Source organism: Azohydromonas sediminis, from assembly GCF_003574675.1.
In the GTDB taxonomy this organism is placed as follows: Bacteria; Pseudomonadota; Gammaproteobacteria; order Burkholderiales; family Burkholderiaceae_C; genus Calidifontimicrobium; species Calidifontimicrobium sediminis.
In genome coordinates this window covers 1-24,693 of the sequence record NZ_QOAZ01000031.1, presented here as the reverse complement: position 1 = coordinate 24,693, position 24,693 = coordinate 1, and the positions used below count along the sequence as shown (strand labels likewise).

The following is a 24,693-nucleotide window of genomic DNA, read 5'->3' as shown; positions in this document are numbered from 1 at the left end:
GCCGCAGGGGCGCCTCCCCGGGCAGCGTTGCACACACGCGACGCTGATCGGATTGCGCACGTTCGGCACCGGCACGTACAGTCGGGTGGCTCGCCCGCTGAGCCACCGAACCGGCAGCCTTCCATGACCAAGACCGCGCGCGTCTACCGCATCGAGATGCTGATCAAGGCCAGGGGGCACGTGAGCTTCCGCGAGCTGCTCGACGAGCTCGAGGTCTCGCCCGCGACGCTCAAGCGCGACCTCGAGTACCTGCGCGACCAGCTCGACGCGCCGATCGAGTACGACCGGTTCCTCAACGGCTACAAGTTCGGCGCCGAGTTCCGCGGGCGCAAGCACGAGTTGCCGGGCCTGTGGTTCAGCGAGCGCGAGCTCTACAGCCTGCTGATGACGCACCAGCTGCTGAGCGAGCTCGACGGGCAGGGCACGCTCAGCCGTCACCTGCAGCCGCTGCTGGAGCGCGTGCACCAGATGCTCGGCACGACGGACGCCGAGGCCAAGGCGATCGTCAAGCGGGTCAAGATCATCAGCCCGGCGCGCCGCCCGGTGCCGTCGAAGTTCTTCGAGCTGATCGGCGAGGCGCTGGTCAAACGGCGGCGGGTGGCGATGCGCTACTTCAGCCGCGGCCGCGGCGAGGTCGGCCAGCGCGAGGTGTCACCGCAGCGGCTCGTGCACTACCGCAACACCTGGTACATGGACGCGTGGTGTCACCGCTCGGAAGGTTTGCGGCGCTTCGCGCTCGATGCCATCGAGGACGCCTCCCTGCTGGAATCTCGTGCAAAGGATGTACCGCTCAAGCAGGTCGAGGCGGAAATGGATGGTGGGTACGGCATCTACGCCGGTGCGAAGACGCAGTGGGCCAAGCTGGTTTTCGAGCCGCAGGCCGCGCAGTGGGTAAGCCGCGAGGAGTGGCATCCGCGGCAGCGGGGGCGTTGGCTGGACGACGGGCGCTACGAGATACAGGTCCCCTACGCCGACGCGACGGAGCTGGCCATGGACATCCTGCGCCACGGTGACCAGGTTCGCGTCGTCGAGCCCGAGACCCTGGTCGACCAGGTTCGCGCGGCGCTGGCGAGCGCTTCTGCGCGCTACGTGCCGTCGACCAACTCGCCGCCGTTGCGATCTTCCATTTCTGCGAGGCACTGAGCATGAAGCTCGAACACCTCACCCCCGGCGCCTCCGTGCGCGGCATCTTGCCTAGCGGCGTCGTCACCGTGGTGAGCGCGCAGTGGTTCGGCTCTGAAGGGCTCGAACTGACCTACAAGACGGCCGAGGGCCGTCTGGGTAACGAGCTGCTCTATCGCCACGACGAGCCGCGGCTGGAAGTCGTCGCCCAGGGCAGGCCTTGGAGCTTCGACGGCGACGGGCACCTGTTCCGCCTCGTCTCCGAGGCCCACCGCATCCGGCTTGCGCATCTGTTCGACCCCCTGCTGGCCGTGCACACCTCGCTGGTCGAGCCGCTGCCGCACCAGATTACCGCCGTCTACGAGGCGATGCTGCCGCGGCAGCCTTTGCGCTTCCTGCTCGCAGATGACCCTGGCGCCGGCAAGACGATCATGGCCGGCTTGCTCATCAAAGAGCTGCTCGCCCGCGGTGACCTGCAGCGCTGCCTGGTCGTCTGTCCTGGCAGCCTCGCCGAGCAGTGGCAAGACGAACTCTGGCGCCGGTTTCAGCTGCCATTCGAGATACTCACCAACGACAAGCTCGAGGCCGCGCGCACCGGCAACTGGTTCACCGAGACGCCATTGGTCATCGCACGGCTGGACAAGCTCTCGCGCAACGAAGACGTGCAGGCCAAGCTCCAGTCACCCGAGGCGGGCTGGGATCTCGTGGTTTTCGACGAGGCGCACAAGCTCTCGGCCACTTTCTTCGGCGGCGAGATCAAGTACACGAAGCGCTACCGCCTGGCGCAGCTCCTGGGCGCGCGCACGCGCCACCTCCTGCTGATGACGGCCACTCCCCACAACGGCAAGGACGAGGACTTCCAACTCTTCCTCGCGCTGCTGGACAGCGACCGCTTCGAAGGCCGTTTCCGCGACGGTGTGCACCAGGTCGACGTCACCGACCTGATGCGCCGCATGGTCAAGGAAAGCCTCGTCAAGTTCGACGGCACACCGCTCTTTCCCGAGCGCGTGGCGCACACCGTGCCGTACGACCTCACCCCCGCCGAGCAGCAGCTGTACAGCGAGGTCACGAGCTACGTCCGCGAGGAGTTCAACCGTGCCGAAGCGCTGCAAAACGACAAGCGCGCCGGCACGGTGGGCTTCGCGCTCACGATCCTGCAGCGCCGGCTCGCTTCGTCGCCCGAGGCGATCTACCAGTCTCTCAAGCGCCGTCGTGAGCGCCTCGAGAAGCGCCTGCGCGAGCTGGAGATGCTGCAGCGCAACGGTGCGCTCGCAATCGACTTCCAGGGCCCCACGCTCGACGCCGACGACATCGACGACCTGGAGGACGCTCCCGACGACGAGGTTGAAACGGCCGAGGAGGAAGTTCTCGACCAGGCCACCGCCGCACGCACGATGGCCGAGCTCAAGACCGAGATCGGCATGCTGGCACACCTGGAGGCACTGGCGGCCAAGGTGCGCGCCAGTGGCACCGACAAGAAGTGGTTCGAGCTGGCGAGCCTGCTCGATGAGATCTTCGGCGGTGCGCCAGCCTTGCAGGCTGCCGAACCGGAGGCCACCTATGGCGACCAGCCGGCACCACGGCCGGTGCCGTCGCCTTCGCAGAAGCTGGTGGTGTTCACCGAGCACCGCGACACGCTCAACTACCTGCAGCGCAAGATCACCGCGCGCCTGGGTCGGCCCGAAGCGGTGCAGATCATCCACGGCGGCATGGGCCGCGAGGAGCGGCTCAAGGCGCAAGAGGCCTTCAAGCACGACCCCCAGGTCAAAGTGCTCGTGGCCACCGACGCGGCCGGCGAGGGCATCAACCTGCAGCGCGCGCACCTGATGGTCAACTACGACCTGCCGTGGAACCCGAACCGCATCGAGCAGCGCTTCGGCCGCATCCACCGCATCGGCCAGACCGAGGTCTGCCACCTCTGGAACCTCGTCGCCGACAAGACCCGCGAGGGCGAGGTCTATCTGCGGCTGCTCGAGAAGCTCGAGCTCGCCCGCCAGGCCCTTGGCGGCCAGGTGTTCGACGTGCTGGGCAAGCTCGTCTTCGACGGCCGCCCGCTGCGCGAACTGCTCGTCGAGGCGATCCGCTACGGTGAACAGCCCGAGGTCAAGGCGCGCCTCACCCGAGCCATCGACGGGGCCGTCGACCGCCAGCAGCTGCGCGAGCTCATCGAGGAGCGCGCGCTGGCGCACACCGTGATGGACGCCTCGCGCCTGGCCGAGATCCGCGACGACATGCAGCGCGCCGAGGCGCGCCGCCTGCAGCCGCACTACATCGAGTCGTTCTTCCTCGAGGCATTCCGGCAGCTGGGCGGCGCCGCGCGGCAGCGCGAGCCGCGGCGATACGAAGTCACGCACGTGCCGGCGCCGGTGCGCCAGCGCGACCGGCTGATCGGCCTCGTCGAGCCCGTGCTGCCCCGCTACGAGCGCATCGTGTTCGAGAAGGAACTGGTTGCGCCCCTCGGCCAGCCGCTGGCCGCCTTCGTCTGCCCCGGTCATCCTCTTCTCGACGCGGTCATCGACCTCACGCTCGAGCGCCATCGCGAGCTGCTCAAGCGCGGCACCGTGCTCGTCGACGAGCGCGACGCCGGCACTTCGCCGCGCGTGCTGTTCTATCTTGAGCACAGCATCCACGACGCCACGCCGACGACCTCCGGCGATCGCCGTACGGTCTCGCGCCGCATGCTCTACGTGGAGCTCGGCGAGCACGGCCAGGTGCGCCACCTGCACTACGCCCCGTACCTCGACTACCGCCCGCTGCGCAGCGACGAGCCCGGCGTCGAGGCGCTCCTCGGTCGCCCCGAGTGCATCTGGATCCGGCCCGAACTCGAGCACCAGGCGCTGACCCACGCCATCGCCGAGGTCGTCCCCGAGCACCTGCGTGAAGTGCGCGGCCAACGCCTGGCGTGGATCGAGAAGACGCGTGCGGCCGTCAAGGACAGGCTGACCAAGGAGATCGCGTACTGGGACCACCGGGCGCAGCAGCTGCAGCAGCAGGAATCGGCCGGCAAGCCCAACGCCCGCCTCAACTCGCAGGAGGCCCGGCGCCGTGCCGACGAGCTGCAAGCCCGCCTCCAGGGGCGCCTGCGGCAGCTCGACCTGGAGGCGCACATCACTGCCGTGCCGCCGGTCGTGATGGGTGGTGTCGTGGTCGTGCCCGCCGGATTGCTGGCGGCCATGCAGGGGCGGGACATGGCCCGGTCGCCTGCCATCGACCGTCAACTCGTGGCGGCTCGGGCACGCGACATCGTGATGGAAACCGAGCGCCGGCTCGGCTACCACCCCGTCGACCGCGAAGCCGAGAAACTCGGCTACGACATCGAGAGCAAGGATCCCCGCAGCAGCCAGCTGCGGTTCCTGGAGGTCAAAGGCCGCGTCGAAGATGCCGACACGGTCACCGTGACGAAGAACGAGATCCTGTACTCGCTCAACCAGCCTGGGCAGTTCATCCTCGCGCTGGTGGAGTTCACGACCGATGGCGGCCACCGCGTGCACTACCTGCGCGAGCCGTTTCGGCGCGAGCCCGACTTTGGGGTGACCAGCGTCAATTACGACTTTGCCGAGCTGCTGCAGCGAGCACAGCCACCCGCATGAGGTGCAAAGTCATCTGACCGACGAAGGGGAGAGGGCATTGCTGGAGAAAGACGACCCGATTGAGAAAGCTCGGTCGGCGCTACGGCGCACGGAACAGTGGTTTGCGGACAGAGTTGAGCCTGTGGCGAGCGCCGGCCACCCCGACGAGTGGAAGCGCTGGCAACGCGAGCTGGATGACATACGGGACTCGCTCGCGCGTCCGCAAGTCGTGCGTATCGCTCTGGTCGGGACCACCGGCGCGGGCAAATCGACGCTGCTGAACTCATTGCTGGGCATCCAGCTGCTCCAGGTCGGTGTGGCTCAGTCCATCACGTCATTCGTCACCCTGGTGCGGCACGCTTCCGATGGGGGTTACTGCGTCGAGATCGAATACGAATCGCTGCAGGAATGGGCTGCCGAGGTCGATCGCTTCCTGAAGGCGATGGCGCGCGGTGAGGATGAGCCTGATGGTGAAGCGAAGAGCATTCTCAACAACCTTCGCAAGCGCATCGAGGCCGTGCACGGGATCAAACTCGATTCGGCTACCGAGCTTCCGAACCTGCATGATCTGCCCGTCACGCCAGACGTTGCCGCCATCTTCGAAGGGTCGTCGCGAGTTGCCCGGAGCTTCGCGGACCCGAAATCGATGGTCGAGTACCTGCGCTCCGTTGTGCGCGCTGAAAGCTCCGTGTGGCCCCTGGTCAAGCAGGTCACGATCACCGGGCCCTTCGAGGCGCTGCGCGGCGGTGTCGAGCTCGCCGATCTGCCCGGAACCAACGATCTGAACGACGCGCGTGTCGATGTCACGCGTGAGTTCATCCGCAGCACGCCGTTCGTCTGGCTCGTGTTCTCGATGAAGCGCGGCATCACGAAAGACGGCTCGGAGATTCTCGAACGCGAGAAGGTATTGCGCACCTTGGTCCTCAGCGGCTCATTCAACTCGCTGCAGGTGATCGGCACGCATGCCGACGACGTCGATTGGGACGTCGCCGAGGACCTCGGTGTGGATGCCGAGCACGATACGCAGGCCTACCTCGTGCGTGCATACAGACGCCACTTCGTCGAAACGACGCGGCCGGCATTGGTGCAGATGGTCGACAACCTGGCGAGCAGCGCCGACCGTGGGCCGACACTCGAACGGATGCGCAAGCTGGCGCAAGAGGCACCGATACACGCTGTCAGCGCGCGTGCCTTCAACAACATCACCGGCATCGTCCGTTCCACTCAGCACTTCGGCTTGAGCGAGGTGGAAGACACTGGGATACCGGGGGTAATCCGGTCGCTGCGCCAGATTGCCGACGAAGTCGGCGCGGGGCTCACCGGCCGCACTGCGCTGCAGCGCATCCAGAACCTCCAGGCCGAGATCGCGAGCTTTTTTCGTGCGCGGGCGGCGGCAGGGAACCCTGCAGTCGCCCGTGCCAAGGCGACGCTCGAAGAAGAAGTTCGCAGGCTCGAAGACAACGTCACGAAGGTCGTGAGCGACGCTCGCGCCGAACTTGACCAGAAGCGCAAGACCTTCCTCGGGCGCGTGGATCAGATGCTCAAGGCGAGCATTCACGGAGTCGAGCGTGCCACGGCGGGTTGGCAGCAGATTCACTGGGCCACGCTGCGGGCCATCGTGAGCCGGGAAGGGGTGTTCAAGAGCCCCTCGAGCGGTCGCATGTACGACCTGAACGAGGAACTCGTCGACCCGCTGCTGAACCAGCTGCCCGTGGCCTGGGAAGCCTACTTCACCAGCGAGCTTGGCGCGGCGCGCGACCTGCTGGGACGGCGCCTTGAAGATCGGGTGGACGACTTCGTCGAGCGTGGCCGGCAGTTGTCGCAAGACATCGGCGGCACCTCGCACGCGCTGTTCGACCACCAATTGCAGACCTTGCGCGGCCGCATGGCTTTTGAGCGGCAGCAATGCGAGATGAAGATCTTCGAGCGCGTGTCCGAGATTCGGCGAAAGGCCGCGAACGGCATGGTGCACACGGCCCAGATGCACATGGTGCCGGCTTACGAGCAAGCTTCGGGTGAGAATGGTCCGGGGATGAAGGCCCGGATGCTGGACCGCCTGCAGCCTGCCGCGAGGTCAGCGGCGCAGCCGATCTTCAACGCCATCCATCACGATCTGGGCGACCGCCTGATCGAGATGGAATCCATCGTTCAGGCGCTCTTCGAGTCACTCGGGCGTGTTTGCGTGGAGCAGGCCCGGCTCGTGGCGCAGAACATCAACCTGGACATCGACGAGGCCCGTGTGCCGGTGGAGATGCGCTCGCTGCTCAGCGACATGCCCGGTCCCGTGGCGACTTGAGCGCGCCAAACCCAATTTGCATTCATGACCGTCACCCGCAAGAAACTTATCGAAGTCGCCCTCCCGCTGGACGCGATCAACGCCGCCAGCGCGCGCGAGAAGAGCATCCGCCACGGCCACCCGAGCACGCTGCACCTGTGGTGGGCGCGGCGGCCGCTGGCGGCGGCGCGGGCGGTGATCTTTGCGCAGATGGTCGACGACCCCTCCGCCTACGTCGATACGCTGCTGTCCGACCCCGCGCTCAGGCGCCGTGCCGAGCGCGAGCTGAAGGACCGGCAGGCCGTATGGCAGCGGCGGCACGATGCCTGGCAGGCCGCGCAGGCCGCCGGCGACACCTCGGTGCACGCTCCTGGCGAGCCGCCGACGCTGGCCGGCTGCGCGGCCGACCTCGAGCGCGAGCGGCTGTTCGACATCCTGCGCCGGCTGGTGCAGTGGGAGAACACCACCAACGAGACGGTCCTGCAAGCCGCGCGCGACGAGATCTGGCAGAGCTGGCGCCGCGCCTGCGCCGAGCACGCCGGCCACCCGCGGGCCAAGGAGCTGTTCGACCGGCACACGCTACCCGGCTTTCACGACCCCTTCGCCGGCGGCGGCGCGCTGCCGCTGGAAGCGCAGCGGCTGGGGCTGGAGAGCCACGCCAGCGACCTCAACCCGGTGGCGGTGCTGATCAACAAGGCCATGATCGAGATCCCGCCCCGGTTCCCGGGCAGGCCGCCGGTGAACCCCGAGTCGCGCAAGGAGAAGTCGCTCATCGCCCGCGAGTGGCGCGGCGCGCAGGGCCTGGCCGAGGACGTGCGCTACTACGGCCAGTGGATGCGCGACGAGGCCGAGCGGCGCATCGGCCACCTCTACCCCAAGATCGAGATCACCGCCGAGATGGCGGCCGAGCGGCCCGACCTCAAGCCGCTGGTGGGCCAGAAGCTCACCGTGATCGCCTGGCTGTGGGCGCGCACGGTCAAGAGCCCCAACCCGGCCTTTGCGCACGTGGAGGTGCCGCTCGCCTCGACCTTCATGCTCTCGACCAAGGCCGGCAAGGAGGCCTACGTCGAGCCGATCATTGAGGGCAGCGGCTACCGCTTCACGGTGAAGGTGGGCAAGCCGAAGGACGCGGAGGCGGCGAAGAACGGGACCTCGGCAGGCAAGCGCGCGGCCTTCAAGTGCCTAATGTCGGGTACACCGATCACGTATGACTACATCCGCGCTGAGGGCCAGGCCGGTCGGATGGGCGCGCGCCTGATGGCTATTGTGGCCGAGGGCGATCGCGGGCGCGTCTATCTCGCACCGACGCCGGAGCACGAGGCGGCGGCGCAGCAGGCGAAGCCGGAGTGGAAGCCGGACGTCGCGCTGCCCGTGAACCCGCGCGACTTCAAAACGCCGAACTACGGTCTGATGACGTTCGCCGACCTCTTCACCCCCCGCCAGCTCGTGGCGCTGACGACGTTTTCCGACCTGGTGGGCGAGGCCATCGAGCGGGTGCGGCGCGACGCGGAAATAGCGTTTAGGGGGTTAGCGGTTAGGACTCAGGACATAGGGCATCGCAGCGACAGCCCCGCTAAGTCCTATGTCCTAGATGCTAAACCGCTATCCCGAGGCGGCACCGGCGCCCAAGCCTACGCCGAGGCGGTGGGGGTGTATTTGGCGTTTGCAGTGGACAAGGGTGCTAACTATTGGTCGTCTCTCTGTGCCTGGCATCAGACGCGCTACGGAGTCGTATCGACATTTGGTCGGCAAGCGCTCCCTATGGTCTGGGACTTTGCCGAGGCCAATCCGATCAGCGGTTCGTCCGGGAACATTTTGCTCGGCGTCGAGCAAGCAGCCAAGATGCTTGAAGTACTTGGCGTCGGAGCCTGTGGGTCAGCTTTTCAAGCTGATGCTACGGCGCAATCAACCACAGCAAACAAACTCGTCTCCACCGACCCGCCTTACTACGACAACATCGGCTACGCCGATCTCTCCGACTTCTTCTACGTCTGGCTGCGCCGCTCGCTGCGCCCGGTCTTCCCCGACCTCTTCGCCACGCTCGCCGTGCCCAAGGCCGAGGAGCTGGTCGCCACCCCCTACCGCCACGGCAGCAAGGAGAAGGCCGAGAGGTTCTTTCTCGACGGCATGACGCGGGCGCTGCACCGACTCGCCGAACAGGCGCATCCGGCGTTCCCAGTCACCATCTACTACGCCTTCAAGCAGCAGGAGTCAGCAGCTAGGACACAGGACGTAGGACCTAGCGACGGCATCGATCTAAGTCCTAAGTCCTATCCGCTAACCGCCACCTCCACCGGCTGGGAGACCTTTCTCGACGCCGTGATTCGCGCCGGTTTCGCCATCAGCGGCACCTGGCCGATGCGTACGGAGTACACAGGCAACCTGAAGAAGAACGTTGCCGCCCTCGCCTCGAGCATCGTCCTCGTCTGCCGCAAGCGCGCCGCCGACGCGCCCACCGCCACGCGCCGCGAGTTCGTCGCCGCGCTCAAGGCCGAGTTGCCGCAGGCGCTGGCGAATCTGCAGCGCGGCAACATCGCGCCGGTGGACCTCGCGCAGGCGGCGATCGGCCCGGGCATGGCGGTCTTCACGCGCTATTCCAAAGTGCTCGACGCCGAGGGCAGGCTGCTTTCCGTGCGCGAGGCGCTCGCCCTCATCAACCGGATTCTCGACGAAGCGCTCGCCGAGCAGGAGGGCGACTTCGACGCCGACAGCCGCTGGGCGCTCGCCTGGTTCGAGCAGCACGGCTTCGAGGCGGGCGAGTACGGCGTGGCCGAGACGCTGTCCAAGTCCAAGAACACCAGCGTGGCCGGCCTGGTCGAGGCTGGCATCCTCGAATCGAAGCGCGGCAAGGTGCGGCTGCTCGAGCCCGAGGAGCTTCCCGCCGACTGGGACCCGGCCACCGATGCGCGCCGCAGCGCCTGGGAAGCGGTGCATCACCTCGTGCGCGCGCTCGGCTCGGGTGGCGAAGCGGGCGCCGCCCGGCTCGCCGCCAAGCTCGGCGCCGACGCCGAAGTGGCGCGCGAGCTGGCCTACCGGCTGTACCAGCTGTGCGAGCGCAGGAAGCGCGCAGTCGAGGCGCTGCACTACAACGCGCTGGTGCAAAGCTGGCCGGAAATCGTGCGGCTGGCCAGCGAGCAGGCCGGCACGCAGCCGCGTGCGGCCGCGGTGACCGAGGAGCTGTTCCGATGATCGAAGAACTGTCGCTGCGCGGGTTCAAGCCGTGGCAGGACTCCGGCCCCCTGCGGCTCGGGCGGCTGACGGGGCTGTTCGGCACCAACGGCTCGGGCAACACCAGCGTGCTGCAACTGGTGCTGTTGAAGCAGGCTGCCGATTCGCCCGACCGCGAGCTGGCGCTCGACCTGGGCGATGGACGCGGCCTGGTCGAGCTGGGCACGTTCCTCGATCTTCGACGCTGCGCGCAGGCGCCACGGCGTCGTTGCGGTTCGGCCGTGCCCGGGTCTGGTGCCCCCAGGCGTTGCCGCGAACTTGCGGACCCGCACCGGACGCATGAGGAGCCGACCGGTTCGACGGGCGCGTCGGCCTCGCGGGGTCTGAAGCCAAGGATGTCCACGGTTTAAAGGGCCAAGTCATGGAAACCCGCTTACCGATCGATCCGGACAAGCTTGCCGAGTTGTGCCGGCGGCACCGCATCCGCAAGCTGTCGCTGTTCGGCTCGCGACTCAAGGGCACGGCACGACCCGATAGCGACTTCGACCTGCTGGTCGAGTTCGAACCGGATGCCCGGATCAGTCTGCTCGACATGGCGAGCATCGAGAACGAGCTGTCCGCGCTGATGGGCGGCAGGAAGGTCGACCTGCGCACCGCACCCGAATTGAGCCGGTACTTTCGCGACGAGGTGCTGCGCACCGCGCAGCCGATGTATGTCGCCGGATGATCTGATTCGACTGCGCCACATGGCAGATGCTGCTGCGCTCGCGATGGAGTTCGCGCGCGGCCGCGAGCGCGCGGAACTGGACCGCGACGCGATGCTGCGCCTCGCGCTGACACGGGCGGTCGAGATCGTCGGCGAGGCGGCATCCAAGGTGTCGGCCGAGGCGCGGCAGGGCCTGGAGAAGGTCGCCTGGGCGGCCATCGTCGGCATGCGCAACCGTCTCGTGCATGCCTACTTCGACGTCGACGTCGATCAGCTTTGGATGGTCGTGATACGCGATCTCCCGGAACTGCTGAAGCAACTCCAACCGTTCATCGAAAAACCGGAAGAAGGCGCGGGCTGATGGCCATCACCAACCACGAACGCGTCGGCAAGGCGCTGGAGTTCTTGCGCAGCGGGCTCGCGCCCTACGTCGAGCGCGAGGTCAAGGCGGCGGTGCAGGCGGGCAGCCTGTCGCCGCAGGCTGTGCGCGGCTTCCTCGAGGACCCGGCGCTGGCCGACAAGTCGATTGGCCAGTACGACGTCTCGGCGCTGATGAAGCTGATGTGGGAGACCTGGAACGACGTGTTCCGGCGCCCGCTCAGCTTCGCGCACCGCAGCCTCGTCTCGGAGATCCGCGACTGGCGAAACAAGTGGGCGCACCAGCAGCCGTTTTCGAGTGACGACGCCGACCGCGCGCTGGACTCGATGGAGCGGCTGCTGAACGCCGTCTCGGCTGCCGAGGCCGAGGACGTGCGGCGCATGAAGCTCGAATTGCGCCGCCTGGTGGCCGACGAGCAGGTGCGCGGCGAGCGGCGCAAGACGGCGAGCCTGCCGCTGGAGAGCGCCGCGAGTGCGTCGCTGAAGCCGTGGCGCGAGCTGATCACGCCGCACCGCGACGTGGCTGGCGGCCATTACCAGAGCGCCGAGTTCGCGGCCGACCTGTGGCAGGTGCACCTCGGCGAGGGCGCCGACGAGTACCGCAAGCCGGCGGAGTTCTTCCGCCGCACTTACCTCACCGAGAGCCTGCGGCGACTGCTGACCGGTGCGTTGCGGCGCATTGCGCACGGCAACGGCGACCCCGTGGTGCAGTTGCAGACCAACTTCGGCGGCGGCAAGACGCACTCGATGCTGGCGCTGTACCACCTGTTCTCGGGCATCGAACCCGCGCAGCTGCTGGGGGTGGACGAGCTGATGGCCGCCGCCGGCATCACCGCGTTGCCGAGCGCGCGGCGCGTGGTGCTGGTGGGCAACAAGATCTCGCCGGGCAACCCGGCGCGCAAGCCCGACGGCACGGTGGTGCGTACTCTCTGGGGCGAGCTGGCGTGGCAGTTGGGCGGCGCGCAGGCCTTCGCCCGCATCGCCGAGGACGATGCCCGCGCCACGAGCCCCGGCGACGCTCTGCGCGAGCTGTTCAATGCGTACGGGCCCTGCATCGTGCTCATCGACGAGTGGGTGGCGTACGCGCGCCAGCTGCACGACCACAAGGACCTGCCGGCCGGCGACTTCGAGACGCAGTTCAGCTTCGCGCAGGCGCTCACCGAGTCGGCCAAGCTCGCGAGGAACTGCCTGCTGGTGGTGTCGCTGCCGGCGTCGGACACGGGCACTTCGCCGCACTCGGTGGGCGACGACGAGGAGGTGGGCGGCGAGCGCGGGCGCGCGGCGCTGCTGCGGCTGCGCAACGTGATCGGGCGGCTCGACGCGCCGTGGACGCCGGCGACGGCGGAGGAGGGCTTCGAGATCGTGCGCCGGCGGCTCTTCGAGCCGATGACCGACCCCGAGCACTTCAAGCAGCGCGACGTGGTGGCGCGCGCTTTCCACGAGCTGTATCTGGCGCAGCGCGCCGAGTTTCCGGCCGAGTGCGCCGACGCCGACTACGAAAAGCGGCTGCGGGCGGCGTACCCGATTCACCCCGAGGTGTTCGACCGTCTGTACCGCGACTGGGGCTCGCTGCCCAAGTTCCAGCGCACGCGCGGCGTGCTGCGGCTGATGGCGGCCGTGATCCACTGCCTGTGGGAACGCGGCGACCGCAACCCGCTGATCATGCCGGCCACGCTGCCGATCGACGATGCGCGTGTGCGCGACGAGCTGACGCGCTATCTCTCGGACAGCTGGAAGCCGATCATCGAGAGCGACGTCGATGGGCCGGCATCGCTGCCGCTGCGCATCGACGCCGACGTGCCCAACCTGGGCAAGCTCTCGGCAACGCGGCGCGTGGCGCGCACGATCTACCTGGGCTCGGCGCCGCTGGAAGGCGCGGCCAACATGGGCCTGGACGACCGGCGCGTCAAGCTCGGCAGCGCGATGCCCGGCGAGCCGGTGCCGGTGTTCGGCGATGCGATGCGCCGGCTGGCCGCGGCGGCCACCTACCTGTACCAGGACGGCGCGCGTTACTGGTACAGCACCCAGCCGACGGTGGCCAAACTGGCGCGCGACCGGGCCAACCAGCTGCTGCGTGAGCCGGACAAGGTGGCGCACGAGATCGAGCAGCGGCTGCGCAGCGACGTGGCGCAGCGCGGCGAGTTCGAGCGCGTGGTGGTGATGCCCGCCTCCGGCGCCGACGTGGCCGATGAGCTCGAAACGCGCCTCGTGGTGTTGGGGCCCGAGCACGCCTACAGTAAGTCGGCAGCCAACGCCGCCGAGGCGGCGGCCAAGGCGTTGCTCGAGTCGCGCGGCAACGCGCCGCGCCTGTACCGCAACACGCTCGTGTTTGCCGCGCCGGACGCCACGCGGTTGCAGGACCTCGAAGGCGCCGTGCGTGACTACCTGGCGTGGTCTTCGATCGTGGCGCAGAAGGACGAGCTCAACCTCACGCCGCATCAGGCCAGGCAGGCCGAGACGCAGCTGCGCACCGCCACGACGACGGTGCAGGCGCGCCTGCCGGAGACGTACCAGTGGCTTCTGGTGCCCGAGCAGACCACCCCGCAGTCATCCGTGACGTGGGAGGCACTGAAGCTCGGCGGCACCGACGCTTTGCCGGTGCGTGCGGCCAAGAAGCTGCGCAGTGAGGACCTGTTGTTCACCACGCTGGGTGGTACGCGGCTGCGCATGGCGATGGACCAGGTGCCGTTGTGGCGCGGCAACCATGTGGCCATCGCGCAGCTGGTGCAGGACTTTGCCAGCTACCTGTATTTGCCGCGCCTCGCGAAGCCCTCGGTGCTGAGCGACGCAGCACGTGCCGGCCTCGCGCTATTGACGTGGGAGCAGGACACCTTCGCCTACGCCGAAGGCTACGACGCCGAGGCGCAGCGCTACCGCGGCTTGCAGTGCAGCATCGATCTGGCGCTGAAGCCCGACGACGCGGGGCTGTTGGTGAAGCCGGCCGTGGCGCGCCTGCAGCTCGATCGCGAAGCACCGGCTCCTGGGGCGCCCACCCCGTCCGCCGGCGCCGGGGCCGGAAGCGGCGGCGGGACGGCTCCACAGACTGGCGGAGCACCGGGCGGAGGTGCGAGTTCACCCGCGTCACCGGCGCGACCGAAGCGCTTCTATGGGTCCGTGACGCTGGACCCGGAGCGCGTTGGGCGTGACGCGGGTCAGATCGCCAGCGAGGTGATCGCGCATCTGGAGGGGCTCGTCGGCGCGCGGGTTCGCGTGACGCTCGAGATCGAGGCGGAGATTCCGAACGGCGTGCCCGAGAACGTGGTGCGCATCGTGACCGAGAACGCACGGACGCTGAAGTTCGATGCGCAGGGGTTCGAACGGGAGTGAGACGCAGCGCAGCGCCGGTTAGCGTCTTCCGTTCCTTGTGGCGATTGAGTCATTTGGAATAGGTATGGGCAACTCGAAAAGCAAGAGCACGCGGCCATCCTGCACTGGACAGACGAAAGCGGATCGACAGTTCGATCCCGGCGAGATATCGATCCTGCGTGCCTACTTCCGGCTGCCGACCAGAAAGAGCGATCCGGCGCTGAAGACGCTGTACGTCGAGCCGTATGATCGAGATGCAGTGGCGCCCGACAAGCGCACTCCGCAGCGGCTTCGGCGGCCGATCCGGTTGGTGACATGTGACAGCTACGGCAATGTCGTCAGTGATCTCAATCATGCGGTCGCACGCATCTGCCTATCCGACGTACAACGCGAACTGCCGCAGTGGATCGACGCGTCGCGCTCGGCAAGCGCATCGACACCGCCGCCGAGGTCGACCGCGGGCGGCTCGGCGACGCGATTCACGCGTGCATCGCGGCGCACCTGGCGATGCCCGATCGGCCGCTCGAGCCCGATGAGGTGAGTGCGATCCTAGAGCGCATGGGCGTCGCCGAAGGCATTGACGCGCAATCGCTGCACGGCCAGCTCGAGGCGGTTCGAAGCTGGGTCGCGCAACGCTGGCCCGGCGCGCAGGCGATGGTGGAGCTGCCCGTGCAGCAGGTCACTCAGGAGGGCCAGTACCTCGTTGGGCGCGCCGACCTCGTGCTGCGCACCGCGACGGGCTGGGTGCTGATCGACCACAAGTCGGCGCCGGTCGGCTCGTCGCAGTGGGACAGCCTCGCGCAAGCCTACGGTGGGCAGCTCGCCGCATACCGGGAGGCGCTGCAGGCGGCAAGCGGCCTGCCGGTCGAGGCGATGTGGCTCGTGCTGCCCGTGGCCGGCGCCGCCCTCAGAATCGAACCCCGATGAGCACCGTCTTCTTCACCGGCCGCCAGGAGCACTTCTTCCGCCCGCTGACGCACGGCGACCGGGAGTGCTGCGCTGCGGTGCTGCGCAGCCTGCACGACCGCGTGCACGGCCCGAACGCCGACTACTCGCAGGCGCTCACCCGCGAGCTGGTGCTGGTCGTGATCCAGCAGGTGCTCGCGGACCCGCGCTACCGCGCCTCGGCGCTCGGGGCCGGGCGAACGGCCACCGCCGAGGACGAGCGCGACTACGCGTCGGAGCTGCTGCGCAAGCTCAAGGAGCACGGCTGGATCGAGGACTACAAGGACCCGATCGACCTCAAGCCCACGCTCAAGATGACGCGCGCGGGCAAGCAGATCGCGCAGGCGCTGTCGGACCTCGACAACTCGCGCTCGCGCACCCGCCAGCGCAACATGCGCTCGGCGAAGAAGGCGCTGGCCGCGTTCCTGGCGAGCCAAGACGTCGACGAGCTGCTCGACGCCTACGACTTCGCCAGCCGCGTCGTGCAGGACCTGCAGGACGACATCGAATACTTCCGCGCGCTCATCGGCAGCCTCACGCGCGAGGCGCTCGAGCAGAAGGTGGCGTGGAGCGAGTTCAACGATTTCATCGAGAAGCGCTTCGCGCGCGAGTACGCAGTGCGCCTGGTGGCCGACTCGGCCGAGCGCCACCGCGGCCAGATCGTCGAGCAGCTCGAACTCGTGCGCGCACTCGACGCAACTGCGCGCGCCGCCGCCGACGCCAACCTACTGCAGCGCGCCGCGTGGCTCGAGGGCGAGTGCGGCAGTCGCAGCCCGACGCTGTGGCTGGCCGACCGCATCGAGGGCATGGTCGAGGCCGCGTGCAGCCTGAAGCTGCCGATGCTGCGCTCGGAGATGAGCAATTACGTGCGCCGCTTCACCAGCCTGCTGCGCCAGGCGCTGTCGCTGGACTACGGCGCCGAGTCGCCGCTCGGGCGCACGATGGGCTGGCTGAAGGAACGGCCCGACGAGCAGCGCGCCGACCTGCTCGACGCGCTGGCCGGACGGCTCGCGACCGCGGAGGTGCGGCTGGTGGGTGCGGGCGTGCGCTGGACGGTGCGCGAGCGCGAGGCGGAGCACGCGCCGCTGGCGCCGCTCGTCTACGACGAGGCGAGCCGGCTGGAGGCGGCGATGCGCCGTGCCGAGGCCGAGGCCTTCGCGCTCAGCGACGAGGAGGTGCTGGCGGGGCTGCTCGCGCAGATGCGCGACGGGCGCCTGGCGCTGTCGCAGCTGCCGGTGCACGACGCCCTCGGGGCGCTGCGCGTGCTGCACGCGGTGGGCGCGGCGCGGTCGCAGGAGGGCCGGCGCTGGCTCGCGGCGCGGCGCCGGCTGGCGACCTTCGAGACCGACTGGTTCGTCGCCGACGACTACGAGCTCGAAGTCGACCGCTCGGCCGCCAAAGCCCCGGCGTCGCCATAGGACGGCCGTGCTGCAGTCGGTCCAGCAGTTCCTCGAGGAGCGTCTGAAGACGGAGGGCGCGGGCAACGTCTCGCTCGAGAGGTTCACGCAGCTGGCCGGGAGGCTGCTGGCCAGCGGCGTGATCTGGCGCGGCTTCTCGCGCCCCGAGGCCGACGCCTACGACGACGCCGCGCAGTGCGAGCAGCTGCTGCGCGAGACGTTCGCGGCGCTGGGCTTCGTGCTCACGCACGACCCCGACGCGACGACGATGCGCCTGTACCCGCCCGGCGACGCCGGCGATGGCGACGAGGAAGGCGTGCGGCGGCTGCGCGCGCGGCTGTCGCGCGACTTCGTCGCCGCCGCCGTCGCGCTGCGCTTCCTCTACACCGAGGCCCTCACCGGCAAGCGCGAGCTGGTCGACGAGGTGCTCACGATCAGCCTCGAGGAGCTGTCGCAGACCGTGGTGTCGCTGCTCGCGCACACCTTGCCGGCCACCGTCGGCGACCGGCTCGCGCTGCTGCGCGAGCTGCGCAAGCACCGGCTCATCCGCTTCCACGACGGCGAGGGGGCGGGCGGCATGGAGATGCTGCTCAACGTGCTGCGGCCGGTGATGAGCTACGTCAGCGACGAGGCGCTGGCCGATTCGCTCGCCGTGGCCGAGCAGGTGGCGGCACGCCGCGCCTCGGCGGCCCATGGCAAGGCCCCGTCGGCCCAGGGCGAGGCAGGCTCGGGGGCGCCGCCTTGAAGATCGCGCGCCTGATCACGTGGCACTGGGGCTCGCTCGAGGACCGCGAGTGGGCCCTGGCCGACACGGTGCTGCTCACCGGCGAGTCGGGTTCGGGCAAGTCGACGCTGCTCGACGCGATCCAGACGCTGCTGACCGCGGCGCACCACCACGTGGTGCAGTTCAACGCCGGGCAGGAGGAGTCCACGCAGGGGCGCCGCGGCGGCAAGGAGCCGCGCACGCTGGCGGCCTATGCGCTCGGGCAGCAGGCCGACGGCGTGTTCCTGCGCAGCCGCGCCACCAGCTACGTCGCCGCGGTGTTCGAGCCCAGCGCCGCCGCCAGCGAGGACGAACCGCCGTTCACCGCGATCGCCGGCGTCGAGGCGCGTGCCGACGGCGGCAAGGCGGTCGCCGACCGCAGCCAGTTCTTCCTCGTGCGCCGCCCGGTCGCCCTGCAGCACCTGCTGCAGCGCACCGGCGAGGGGCTGCAGCCGGTGGCATGGCCGCTGAAGGAGCTGTATGTGCAGCTGCAGCACCAGCTGCGCGTCGAGGCGGACGTCGTCCAGCGCTTCGACGACAAGAGCAGCTACCTCACGCGGCTGTACGGCGCGCTGATGGGCAAGGCCGCCGTCGCCGAGGCCGAGGCGTTCCGCGCCGCGAAGTCCATCGTCAAGGCGATGGCGTACCGCGAACTCGGCAACGTCGACGAGCTGGTGCGCCACGAGATCCTCGACCCGCACGACTTCGGCCGCGATCTCGACCGCATGCGCGAGCTGATGCGCACGATGAGCGCGCTGAAGGCCGAGGCCGAGCGGCTGCGGCTGAACATCGAGCGGCTGGAGAACGTGCAGGCGGCGGGGCAGCGCGTGCTCGACGAGGCGCGCCACTTCGTCGTGACGACGATCGCGCACGCGATGCGGGCGGTGGCCGACGCCGAGGGCGAGCTCGAGTCGGTGCGCCGTCAGATGGCCGCGCAGCGGCGGCGCCACGCGCAGCTCGACGAGCGGCTCGCGACGCTGCGCGAGTCGAAGACGCAGCTCGAACAGCAGCTCGACGTCGTCAAGGGGCGGCTCGCCGCGAGCGACGTCGCGCAGCGCAAGGCCGCACTCGAGGACCAGGTGCGCACGCTCGAGGCCCAGTTCCGCCGCGGCTGGGTGGCGCTGCAGCAGGCCGCGCAGGGTCTCGAACGGCTGGTCGGCCAGCTGCGGCAGCTGCTCGCACTCGACTTCGCCGCGGCGGGCGAGGCGGCGCGGCCGCTCGCCGACGCCGTCGGCGCGCTGCGGCCGGCCGCCGGCGCGGTGCTCGACGCGTGGACGCCGATGGTGCAGCGCCTGCTACAGCCGGCGCAGCTCGACACCGAGTTCCCCGCCCTCGACCTCGAGAGCTTCGACGCCGACCTCGCCCGCCTCGAGCACGGCATCCGCGGCCCCGAGGGCAGTCTGTCGGACGCGGTGATCCGGGCCTTGTCCGGCGTCGACGCACGGGTCGCGTCGCTGGGCCAGGAGCGCGCCGAACGCGAGGCCGAGCTGCGCGTGCTGCAGGCCGGCGGCGCGCCGGCGCCGCAGCCGGTGCGACAGGCGCTCGAGCTGCTGGAGCGCGAGCTGCCCGCCGCACGCGCGGCCACGCTCGCCCAGCTCGTCGAGCCCAGGCCCGGCAGCACGTGGATGAACGCGATCGAGGGCTACATGGGCGGCGACCGCTTCGCGATCGTCGTCGAGGCGGGGATGGAAGCCGCCTGCACCCGGCTCGTCAAGCGCCACTTCCGCGGCCAGGGCCGCTCGCCGAAGGTGGTGCAGGGCACCAAGGCGATGGCCGACAGCGAGGGGCGCGCGCTCGAGCCGAAGGCCGTCGTGCACGAACTCGTCTGCCACCACCCGGTGGGCCGCGCGTTCCTCGTCGCGCAGTACGGCCGCGTGCGCAAGGTCGACGGCGAGGAGGAGCTCGCGCGCACCGCGCAGGGCCTGATGGAAGAAGGCGTGGGCAGCCGCGGCTACGGCATGTTCGTGTGCCGGCTGCCGGACCAGGAGCTGGCCTTCGGCGAGGCCACGCGACGCCGGCGGCGGGCGTGGTGCGAGGCCGAACTCGGGCGCCTTGACGCCGAGCTCGGCTCGCTCGCCGGTCTGCGGCAATCGCTCGCGTTCGTCGCGCGCATGTTCCAGGGCGCCGCGTTCACGCCGCTGGCGCCGCTGATGGGCGAGGTGCTGTCGAGCCAGCTGCAGCACACGCACGCCGCGCGCGCGCTCGCCGCGCTCGACCTGTCGTCGATCGAGGCGTTGGAAGCCGAGCGTGCGCGGCTCGTGCAGGCGATCGCGCAGGTGCAGGCCGACGTCGACCGCGAGAACCAGCAGGTCGGCGAGGTCAACGGGGCGCTGCGCCAGTTGCGCGAGCGCGAGGAGCGGCTCGAGCTGCGTCTGCCGGACCTGCGCACCGAGCGCAGCCACGCGTCGGTGTGGGCGGCGCGCTTCGTCGCCGGCGCGCCCGAGCTCGCGACCGAGGCCCAGCTCGTCGGCGAGGCGCAGGCGCTGGCCGACGACGCCGGCGTCACGCTCGATGCGCTGCGCCACCGCGCAGCCGCTGCGCAGGAGCGCCCGGGCGCGCTGCTGCGCGAGCTCGCCACGCACGTCTCGACGTACCTGACGGCGGTGCGCAGCGACCAGGAGCGCTTCGTCTGGGCCGACCCGCCGCGCTCGTTCGACCGCATCGAGGCGATGCTGCCGGCGGTCACGGCGTTGCTGGCGGCCGTCGGCGAGCAGCTGCGGCGGCAGCGCTCGATCGGCCTGGCGGAGAACCTGGCGCGGTTGCGCGAGGCCGAGACGAACTTCAACGCCGTCTTCACGACGAACTTCTGCTTCAAGGTGCGCGACGACATCCGCCAGGGAGCGCTGACGCTGCAGAAGCTCAACCGGCAGCTGCGCCACATCCGCTTCGGCACCGACGGCTACGAGCTGCAGTGGGACTGGGTGCCGCGCCTGCAGCGGGTCTACGAGTTCTTCGAGGCGCTGGAGGGCGTCGTCGACGGGCTCGAGCGCGAGCAGGGTTCGATCTTCGACTCGCCGCGGCTGGCCGACGCGCACCGCGAGACGGCGCGCGAGATCCGCCAGTACCTGCTGGCCAACGACCAGGGCGCCTCGGAGCGCGCGCTGCGCGAGCTGGCCGACTACCGCAACTACCGCCGCTACGACATCGTGCGCCACAGCCCCGTCGGGCAGACCAAGCTCTCGACCTGGGGTACCGGTTCAGGCGGCGAGCTCGAGACGCCGTTTTACGTCGTGCGCTCGGCCGTGCTCGCGCACGCGCTCGGGCACTTCGGTCGCGACCGCGACGGGGCGCCCGCGCTGCGCCTGATGCTGTCGGACGAGGCGTTCTCGAAGATGGACGAATCGCGCTCGCGCAGCGTGCTGCGCTTCCTGTCGCAGGACTTGGGGCTGCAGCTGATCGTGGCGATGCCCACGTCCAAGTCCGGGGCCGTCAAGCCCGAGTTCGACAAGGAGTTCACGTTCTCCAAGGTGATGGCGCGGCGCGACGGGCGCGAGCTCTTCGTCAGCGAAGCGCACGAGAAGACCTTCAAGCGTGAAGCGCTCGGCCGCCTGTGGCGCGAGCACGGCGAGCGCGCCCGCGAGGCGGCGCGGCTCGAGCACGAGGCGCTCGCACGCGCGGCGCGCGAGGCGACGACGACCGAAGCGCAGCCGCCACAGCGCAGCGATGAGCACGGCTGAGCCACCGCCGCCGCACCCGTTCGTGCGGCGCGTGGCCGAGCAGCTGCTCGTCAAGGCCGAGCGCTCGCAGCGCGGCACCTCCGGCGAGGGCGTGCGGCTGAAGCTCGACGCGGTCGTCGCGCCAGAGCTGCATGCACACGCCGACCCCGACGACGTTCGGCGCTACGAGCTGCTGCTGCGCGACCTCGAGCGCACGGGATGGGTGCGGCTGCTGCTCGATCGGCCGCGCGAGTTCGCCGGCTTTGCGGACCGCCATCCCCGGCTCGAGCTGCTGCGCTTCGACGAACTCGCGCAGTGGCTGGGATACGAGCGCAAGACCGAACGGTGGCAGCGCCGGTTCGTCGATGCGCTGGCGGCGCGCTGGCAGCTGCGGCGCGACGGCGAGGGCGGGGCGCTGCTCGACTACCTCGCCCGCAGTCCTCTGACGTCGCTCGAGATGCTGGAGGTCGACGAGGCCGTCGACTGCCTGGCGCGGCTGCGCGACCTGGTCGGCTCGGGCGCGGCGATGCCGCTGCGCGAGGCTTCGGCGCGCGTGTTCCACGGGCGCTCGAAGGTGCTCGACAGCCGCGAGGAGTTGCTGCGACTGCTGGGCGCCGCGCCGGGCCAGTTCTTGTCGGCGCCGATCCAGCTGCTCGTCGACGTGCCTGCAGCGTTCGACGACGTGCTCTTCGTCGAGAACCTCGTGACCTTCGAACGCATGGCCGACGCGCGCCGCACCGCGTGGTCGCGTTCGGTGCTGGCGTATGCGTCGGGCTTCAGGGGCAGTGCTCGGCGGCTGCGCCTGCGCGAGGGGTGCAGGCTCTACGTGCGTGCGGGCACGTCCGGCGCCGGCTGCTCGCAGCATTCGAATGCGGCCGGTATCGCCGCGCTGCAGGCGTGGCTCTTCGCCGATGAATCGCTTCCGGTCGCCTTCTTCGGCGACCTCGACTTCGCGGGGATGCAGATCCTCGCGAGTCTGCGCGAGGTCTTTCCCGGGGCTGTCGCTTGGCGGGCGGGGTACGAGCCGCTCGTGGGTCTGTTGCGCACTGGCCGGGGGCACCTGCCCGAGCACGCAGCCAAGGAGCAGCAGACGGATCCTGGCGCCACCGGATGCACCTACGCCGACACGGTGCTGCTGCCCGCGATTCGAGAGCAAGGGCAGTTCGTCGATCAGGAGGCGTTCGACGTGACGCAGGCCGAGAGCAAGGCGGGATTCGGGGCATAGCCCAGACGGACGGGCGGTTGCCGCGGCCGGTCTCAGGTGGCCCGAGTGGCATAAGGCCCGAGCAGAGTCGCGTCGGCAGTCCTGACGGCCTGGCGTCGATTTGCTTTCTGCAGGCAAACTTCGTATAATAACAACATCGATAGCGCAATCAAGAGCACGAATGAAATTCTCTTGGCTTCGACCTCGTCGACTTGATCGTGTCCCTCTTGTTGGCGGCCAGTGCCCAGCCTGCCGGAGGGCGTCAAGGAGACGCCATGCACCTTCTTCCAATTCCGCATCGTCACACGCACGCGCGGCGTGCAAGTGACCGCACCCACGACGACCTGACCTCGGAGCCTGAGCGCCGCCGACATCCTCGACGGATTCGAGGCGAGCGCTGGTTACTCGTAGAACGAGCGGCATGCATGGGCCCCAGTGGGGCCGGTGCATCACGCAGAGGGCGCGACCGCACGGTGCCGCCCCGACGCTCGATGCGGCATTCCCGCCGCTCGGTGCCCAATGGCGGCACCTGCGCTGCGAGGCTGGTTCGTATCCACGTCTCGACGACGACAAGTCGTCGGCTCAGCTAGCTGGCCCCTGCGGGTCGGCCTGCCGCTGTCCGTTGACAGCGGGCTCGAGAACGCGATCGGCTGCAAGTTCCCAAGGGCCAGCCATGCCGGATTGGGCTTGCAACGCCGAGCCTTGAGTCCGTCTGCACCGCAGCGAAAGGCGAGGCAGGGCACATAGGTGCGTGCACCCTGGTGCACCGCACCCCACACCGTTTGTTGCCGGGTCCGGTCGCGACCAGTCGCGACCGGCGCCCGAGCGGCCGCCTGGACGTCGCAGGCCTCAAAGCCTCGATGTGCGGCGCGGCTGCCCGCTGAGGGGCGGTCGAGACCGACCAACCCTCTCTTCGTCAACTGCAGTCTTAAGGAGTCATTCATGTCCAGTCATCGCTTCAACGAAATGCACTATCTCGACAATGGTTCATCGTTCGTGTCACCGAGCGAGTTCGTTCACGCCAACTGCGGCAGCAAGCTCGCCGCAAGGGTTGGTGACCTCCCCGTGCTGTGCGGCCATTTCGACGCCAGCCGCGTCGACCTCTCGCCTGGCACGCCGAGAAGCGGCGGCTGGCAAAGCCTTGTCCTCGACGGCTTGCCGGTGCTGGCCTTCCACGCCCAGGTCGGACGCAACGTGCTCTACTGGTTTGCCGACGCAAGCGACCCATGCGTGTGGAGCGCGCTCGACAAGTGGCACGCCGCGGGGAAGATGGTGCTCGCCGCCTCGTTCGCCCGCGACAGGGTCTGGATTCTGAAGCTGGAATACCAGCCCGGGCAGCAGCTGGACGGGCTGCGCCACGCAGCGCAGCGCGACGGGTCATCGCGCGAGAAGTTCGCGCGGCTCATGCTGCGGCTTGCAGAGGGGGACGCGCTCAAGGCGCTCGCGGCCACTGTCGTCGGCAGCGAGGGCGACGTCGGGCATGTGCAGTTCTGCATGGTCTGTACTAAAGAGACGCCGCGGCTGTACCTGCACAACGTCATCGCGCTGCTGCCGCCGCAAATCGCCGCCGCCGTGACATGCACAGCGATGCCCGTGGTCCGACCCGCCAGTAAGGCGCACTGAGCGGGTCAGCCTGCCAGGCACATCCCCAAAGACAAGACCCCGTGGGCGCGGCTCGGCTCGCCGATCGTGCCCCGCCTTCCACTTCATGACTTCAATCCGTTACGAGCTATGTACATGCAACTTGGAGAACTCCGTCTCGTCCGTGGCAAGAAGTGGCGCTACGCCCGCTATCTCAATGACCCTAACCGCTGCTGGCACGGCGCCTTCTCTGCGGTGGTACTCGTGTCCGAGGACTGGGTGGCGAAGTTCACGTGCTGCCAAGCCACGAAGCCGTGTTTCACTCGGCTGCTACAACTCGACCATCCTGTGAGCGGCCTGCCTATGGTCGCGAGAAGGCTGCGGGGCGATGTCCCAAAGTCTGTTGAACGCGTGAGCTGAGGTGGCGGCTCCTTCGACCCGCATGCGAGAGCATGCGGGTTGCCTCGCAAGCAACCGAAGGAGCCACCGAGATGAAGTCTCACACGAAGTCGTCGTTGCGGGCCGTGCCCGCTGCGCAGGTTCAGATCTCGCTGCCCGTGCAGGGCGTGCTGCGCGATGTTCGCCACGCCTTCCTGGGCCTGTGCATCGACGCCGGCCAGAAG

15 protein-coding genes and 1 pseudogene are annotated in these 24,693 nt (G+C 69.1%); all 16 read left to right on the top strand.

Annotation, left to right across the window (positions count from 1 at the left end; genetic code table 11):
- The first annotated feature begins 156 nt into the window (after nucleotides 1-156).
- Nucleotides 157-1,143 (top strand): helix-turn-helix transcriptional regulator, encoded by a 987-nt coding sequence (locus tag DRV96_RS14265; protein WP_235823411.1) that lies wholly within the window; start codon nucleotides 157-159, stop codon nucleotides 1,141-1,143.
- Between the two features lie 2 nt (nucleotides 1,144-1,145).
- Entirely contained in the window at nucleotides 1,146-4,712 is a 3,567-nt protein-coding gene (locus DRV96_RS14260) for a helicase-related protein (RefSeq protein ID WP_119292291.1), read from the top strand.
- 37 nt (nucleotides 4,713-4,749) lie between these two features.
- Nucleotides 4,750-6,987 carry a dynamin family protein gene (locus DRV96_RS14255; protein WP_162911070.1) on the top strand — a complete coding sequence of 746 codons (2,238 nt, stop codon included), beginning with the start codon at nucleotides 4,750-4,752 and terminating at the stop codon, nucleotides 6,985-6,987.
- 24 nt (nucleotides 6,988-7,011) lie between these two features.
- Complete coding sequence (locus DRV96_RS14250; protein WP_119292287.1) at nucleotides 7,012-10,155, top strand: DUF1156 domain-containing protein; 3,144 nt, start codon at nucleotides 7,012-7,014, stop codon at nucleotides 10,153-10,155.
- The gene (locus DRV96_RS14245; protein ID WP_119292284.1) at nucleotides 10,152-10,544 is read left to right on the top strand and encodes a hypothetical protein; all 393 of its coding nucleotides are present in this window, start codon (nucleotides 10,152-10,154) and stop codon (nucleotides 10,542-10,544) included. Before DRV96_RS14250 ends, DRV96_RS14245 begins: the two co-directional genes overlap by 4 nt.
- A gap of 11 nt (nucleotides 10,545-10,555) precedes the next feature.
- Entirely contained in the window at nucleotides 10,556-10,861 is a 306-nt protein-coding gene (locus tag DRV96_RS14240; RefSeq protein WP_119292282.1) for a nucleotidyltransferase family protein, read from the top strand.
- Nucleotides 10,848-11,201 carry a HepT-like ribonuclease domain-containing protein gene (locus DRV96_RS14235; RefSeq protein ID WP_119292280.1) on the top strand — a complete coding sequence of 118 codons (354 nt, stop codon included), beginning with the start codon at nucleotides 10,848-10,850 and terminating at the stop codon, nucleotides 11,199-11,201. Before DRV96_RS14240 ends, DRV96_RS14235 begins: the two co-directional genes overlap by 14 nt.
- Complete coding sequence (locus DRV96_RS14230; RefSeq protein ID WP_119292278.1) at nucleotides 11,201-14,545, top strand: Swt1 family HEPN domain-containing protein; 3,345 nt, start codon at nucleotides 11,201-11,203, stop codon at nucleotides 14,543-14,545. The genes DRV96_RS14235 and DRV96_RS14230 overlap by 1 nt, the downstream gene beginning before the upstream one ends.
- A gap of 64 nt (nucleotides 14,546-14,609) precedes the next feature.
- Nucleotides 14,610-15,065: a hypothetical protein gene (locus DRV96_RS18595; RefSeq protein ID WP_235823417.1), complete on the top strand. Its 456-nt coding sequence runs from the start codon at nucleotides 14,610-14,612 to the stop codon at nucleotides 15,063-15,065.
- Entirely contained in the window at nucleotides 14,957-15,451 is a 495-nt protein-coding gene (locus DRV96_RS14225) for a PD-(D/E)XK nuclease family protein (RefSeq protein ID WP_235823415.1), read from the top strand. The genes DRV96_RS18595 and DRV96_RS14225 overlap by 109 nt, the downstream gene beginning before the upstream one ends.
- A complete protein-coding gene (locus tag DRV96_RS14220; protein WP_119292273.1) occupies nucleotides 15,448-16,887 on the top strand; it encodes a Wadjet anti-phage system protein JetA family protein in 1,440 nt (479 codons plus the stop codon). Before DRV96_RS14225 ends, DRV96_RS14220 begins: the two co-directional genes overlap by 4 nt.
- A gap of 7 nt (nucleotides 16,888-16,894) precedes the next feature.
- Nucleotides 16,895-17,611, top strand: a complete 717-nt coding sequence (locus DRV96_RS14215; protein ID WP_119292271.1) for a DUF4194 domain-containing protein — start codon at nucleotides 16,895-16,897, stop codon at nucleotides 17,609-17,611.
- Nucleotides 17,608-21,306, top strand: coding sequence for an SbcC/MukB-like Walker B domain-containing protein (locus DRV96_RS14210; RefSeq protein ID WP_119292270.1), 3,699 nt, complete (start codon nucleotides 17,608-17,610; stop codon nucleotides 21,304-21,306). Before DRV96_RS14215 ends, DRV96_RS14210 begins: the two co-directional genes overlap by 4 nt.
- Nucleotides 21,293-22,510, top strand: a complete 1,218-nt coding sequence (locus DRV96_RS14205; protein WP_119292268.1) for a hypothetical protein — start codon at nucleotides 21,293-21,295, stop codon at nucleotides 22,508-22,510. Before DRV96_RS14210 ends, DRV96_RS14205 begins: the two co-directional genes overlap by 14 nt.
- 921 nt (nucleotides 22,511-23,431) lie before the next feature.
- Nucleotides 23,432-24,112, top strand: coding sequence for a hypothetical protein (locus tag DRV96_RS14200; protein ID WP_162911067.1), 681 nt, complete (start codon nucleotides 23,432-23,434; stop codon nucleotides 24,110-24,112).
- A 449-nt stretch (nucleotides 24,113-24,561) separates the two neighbouring features.
- Nucleotides 24,562-24,693 (top strand): annotated as a pseudogene (locus DRV96_RS18850) (IS256 family transposase); the annotation flags it as partial.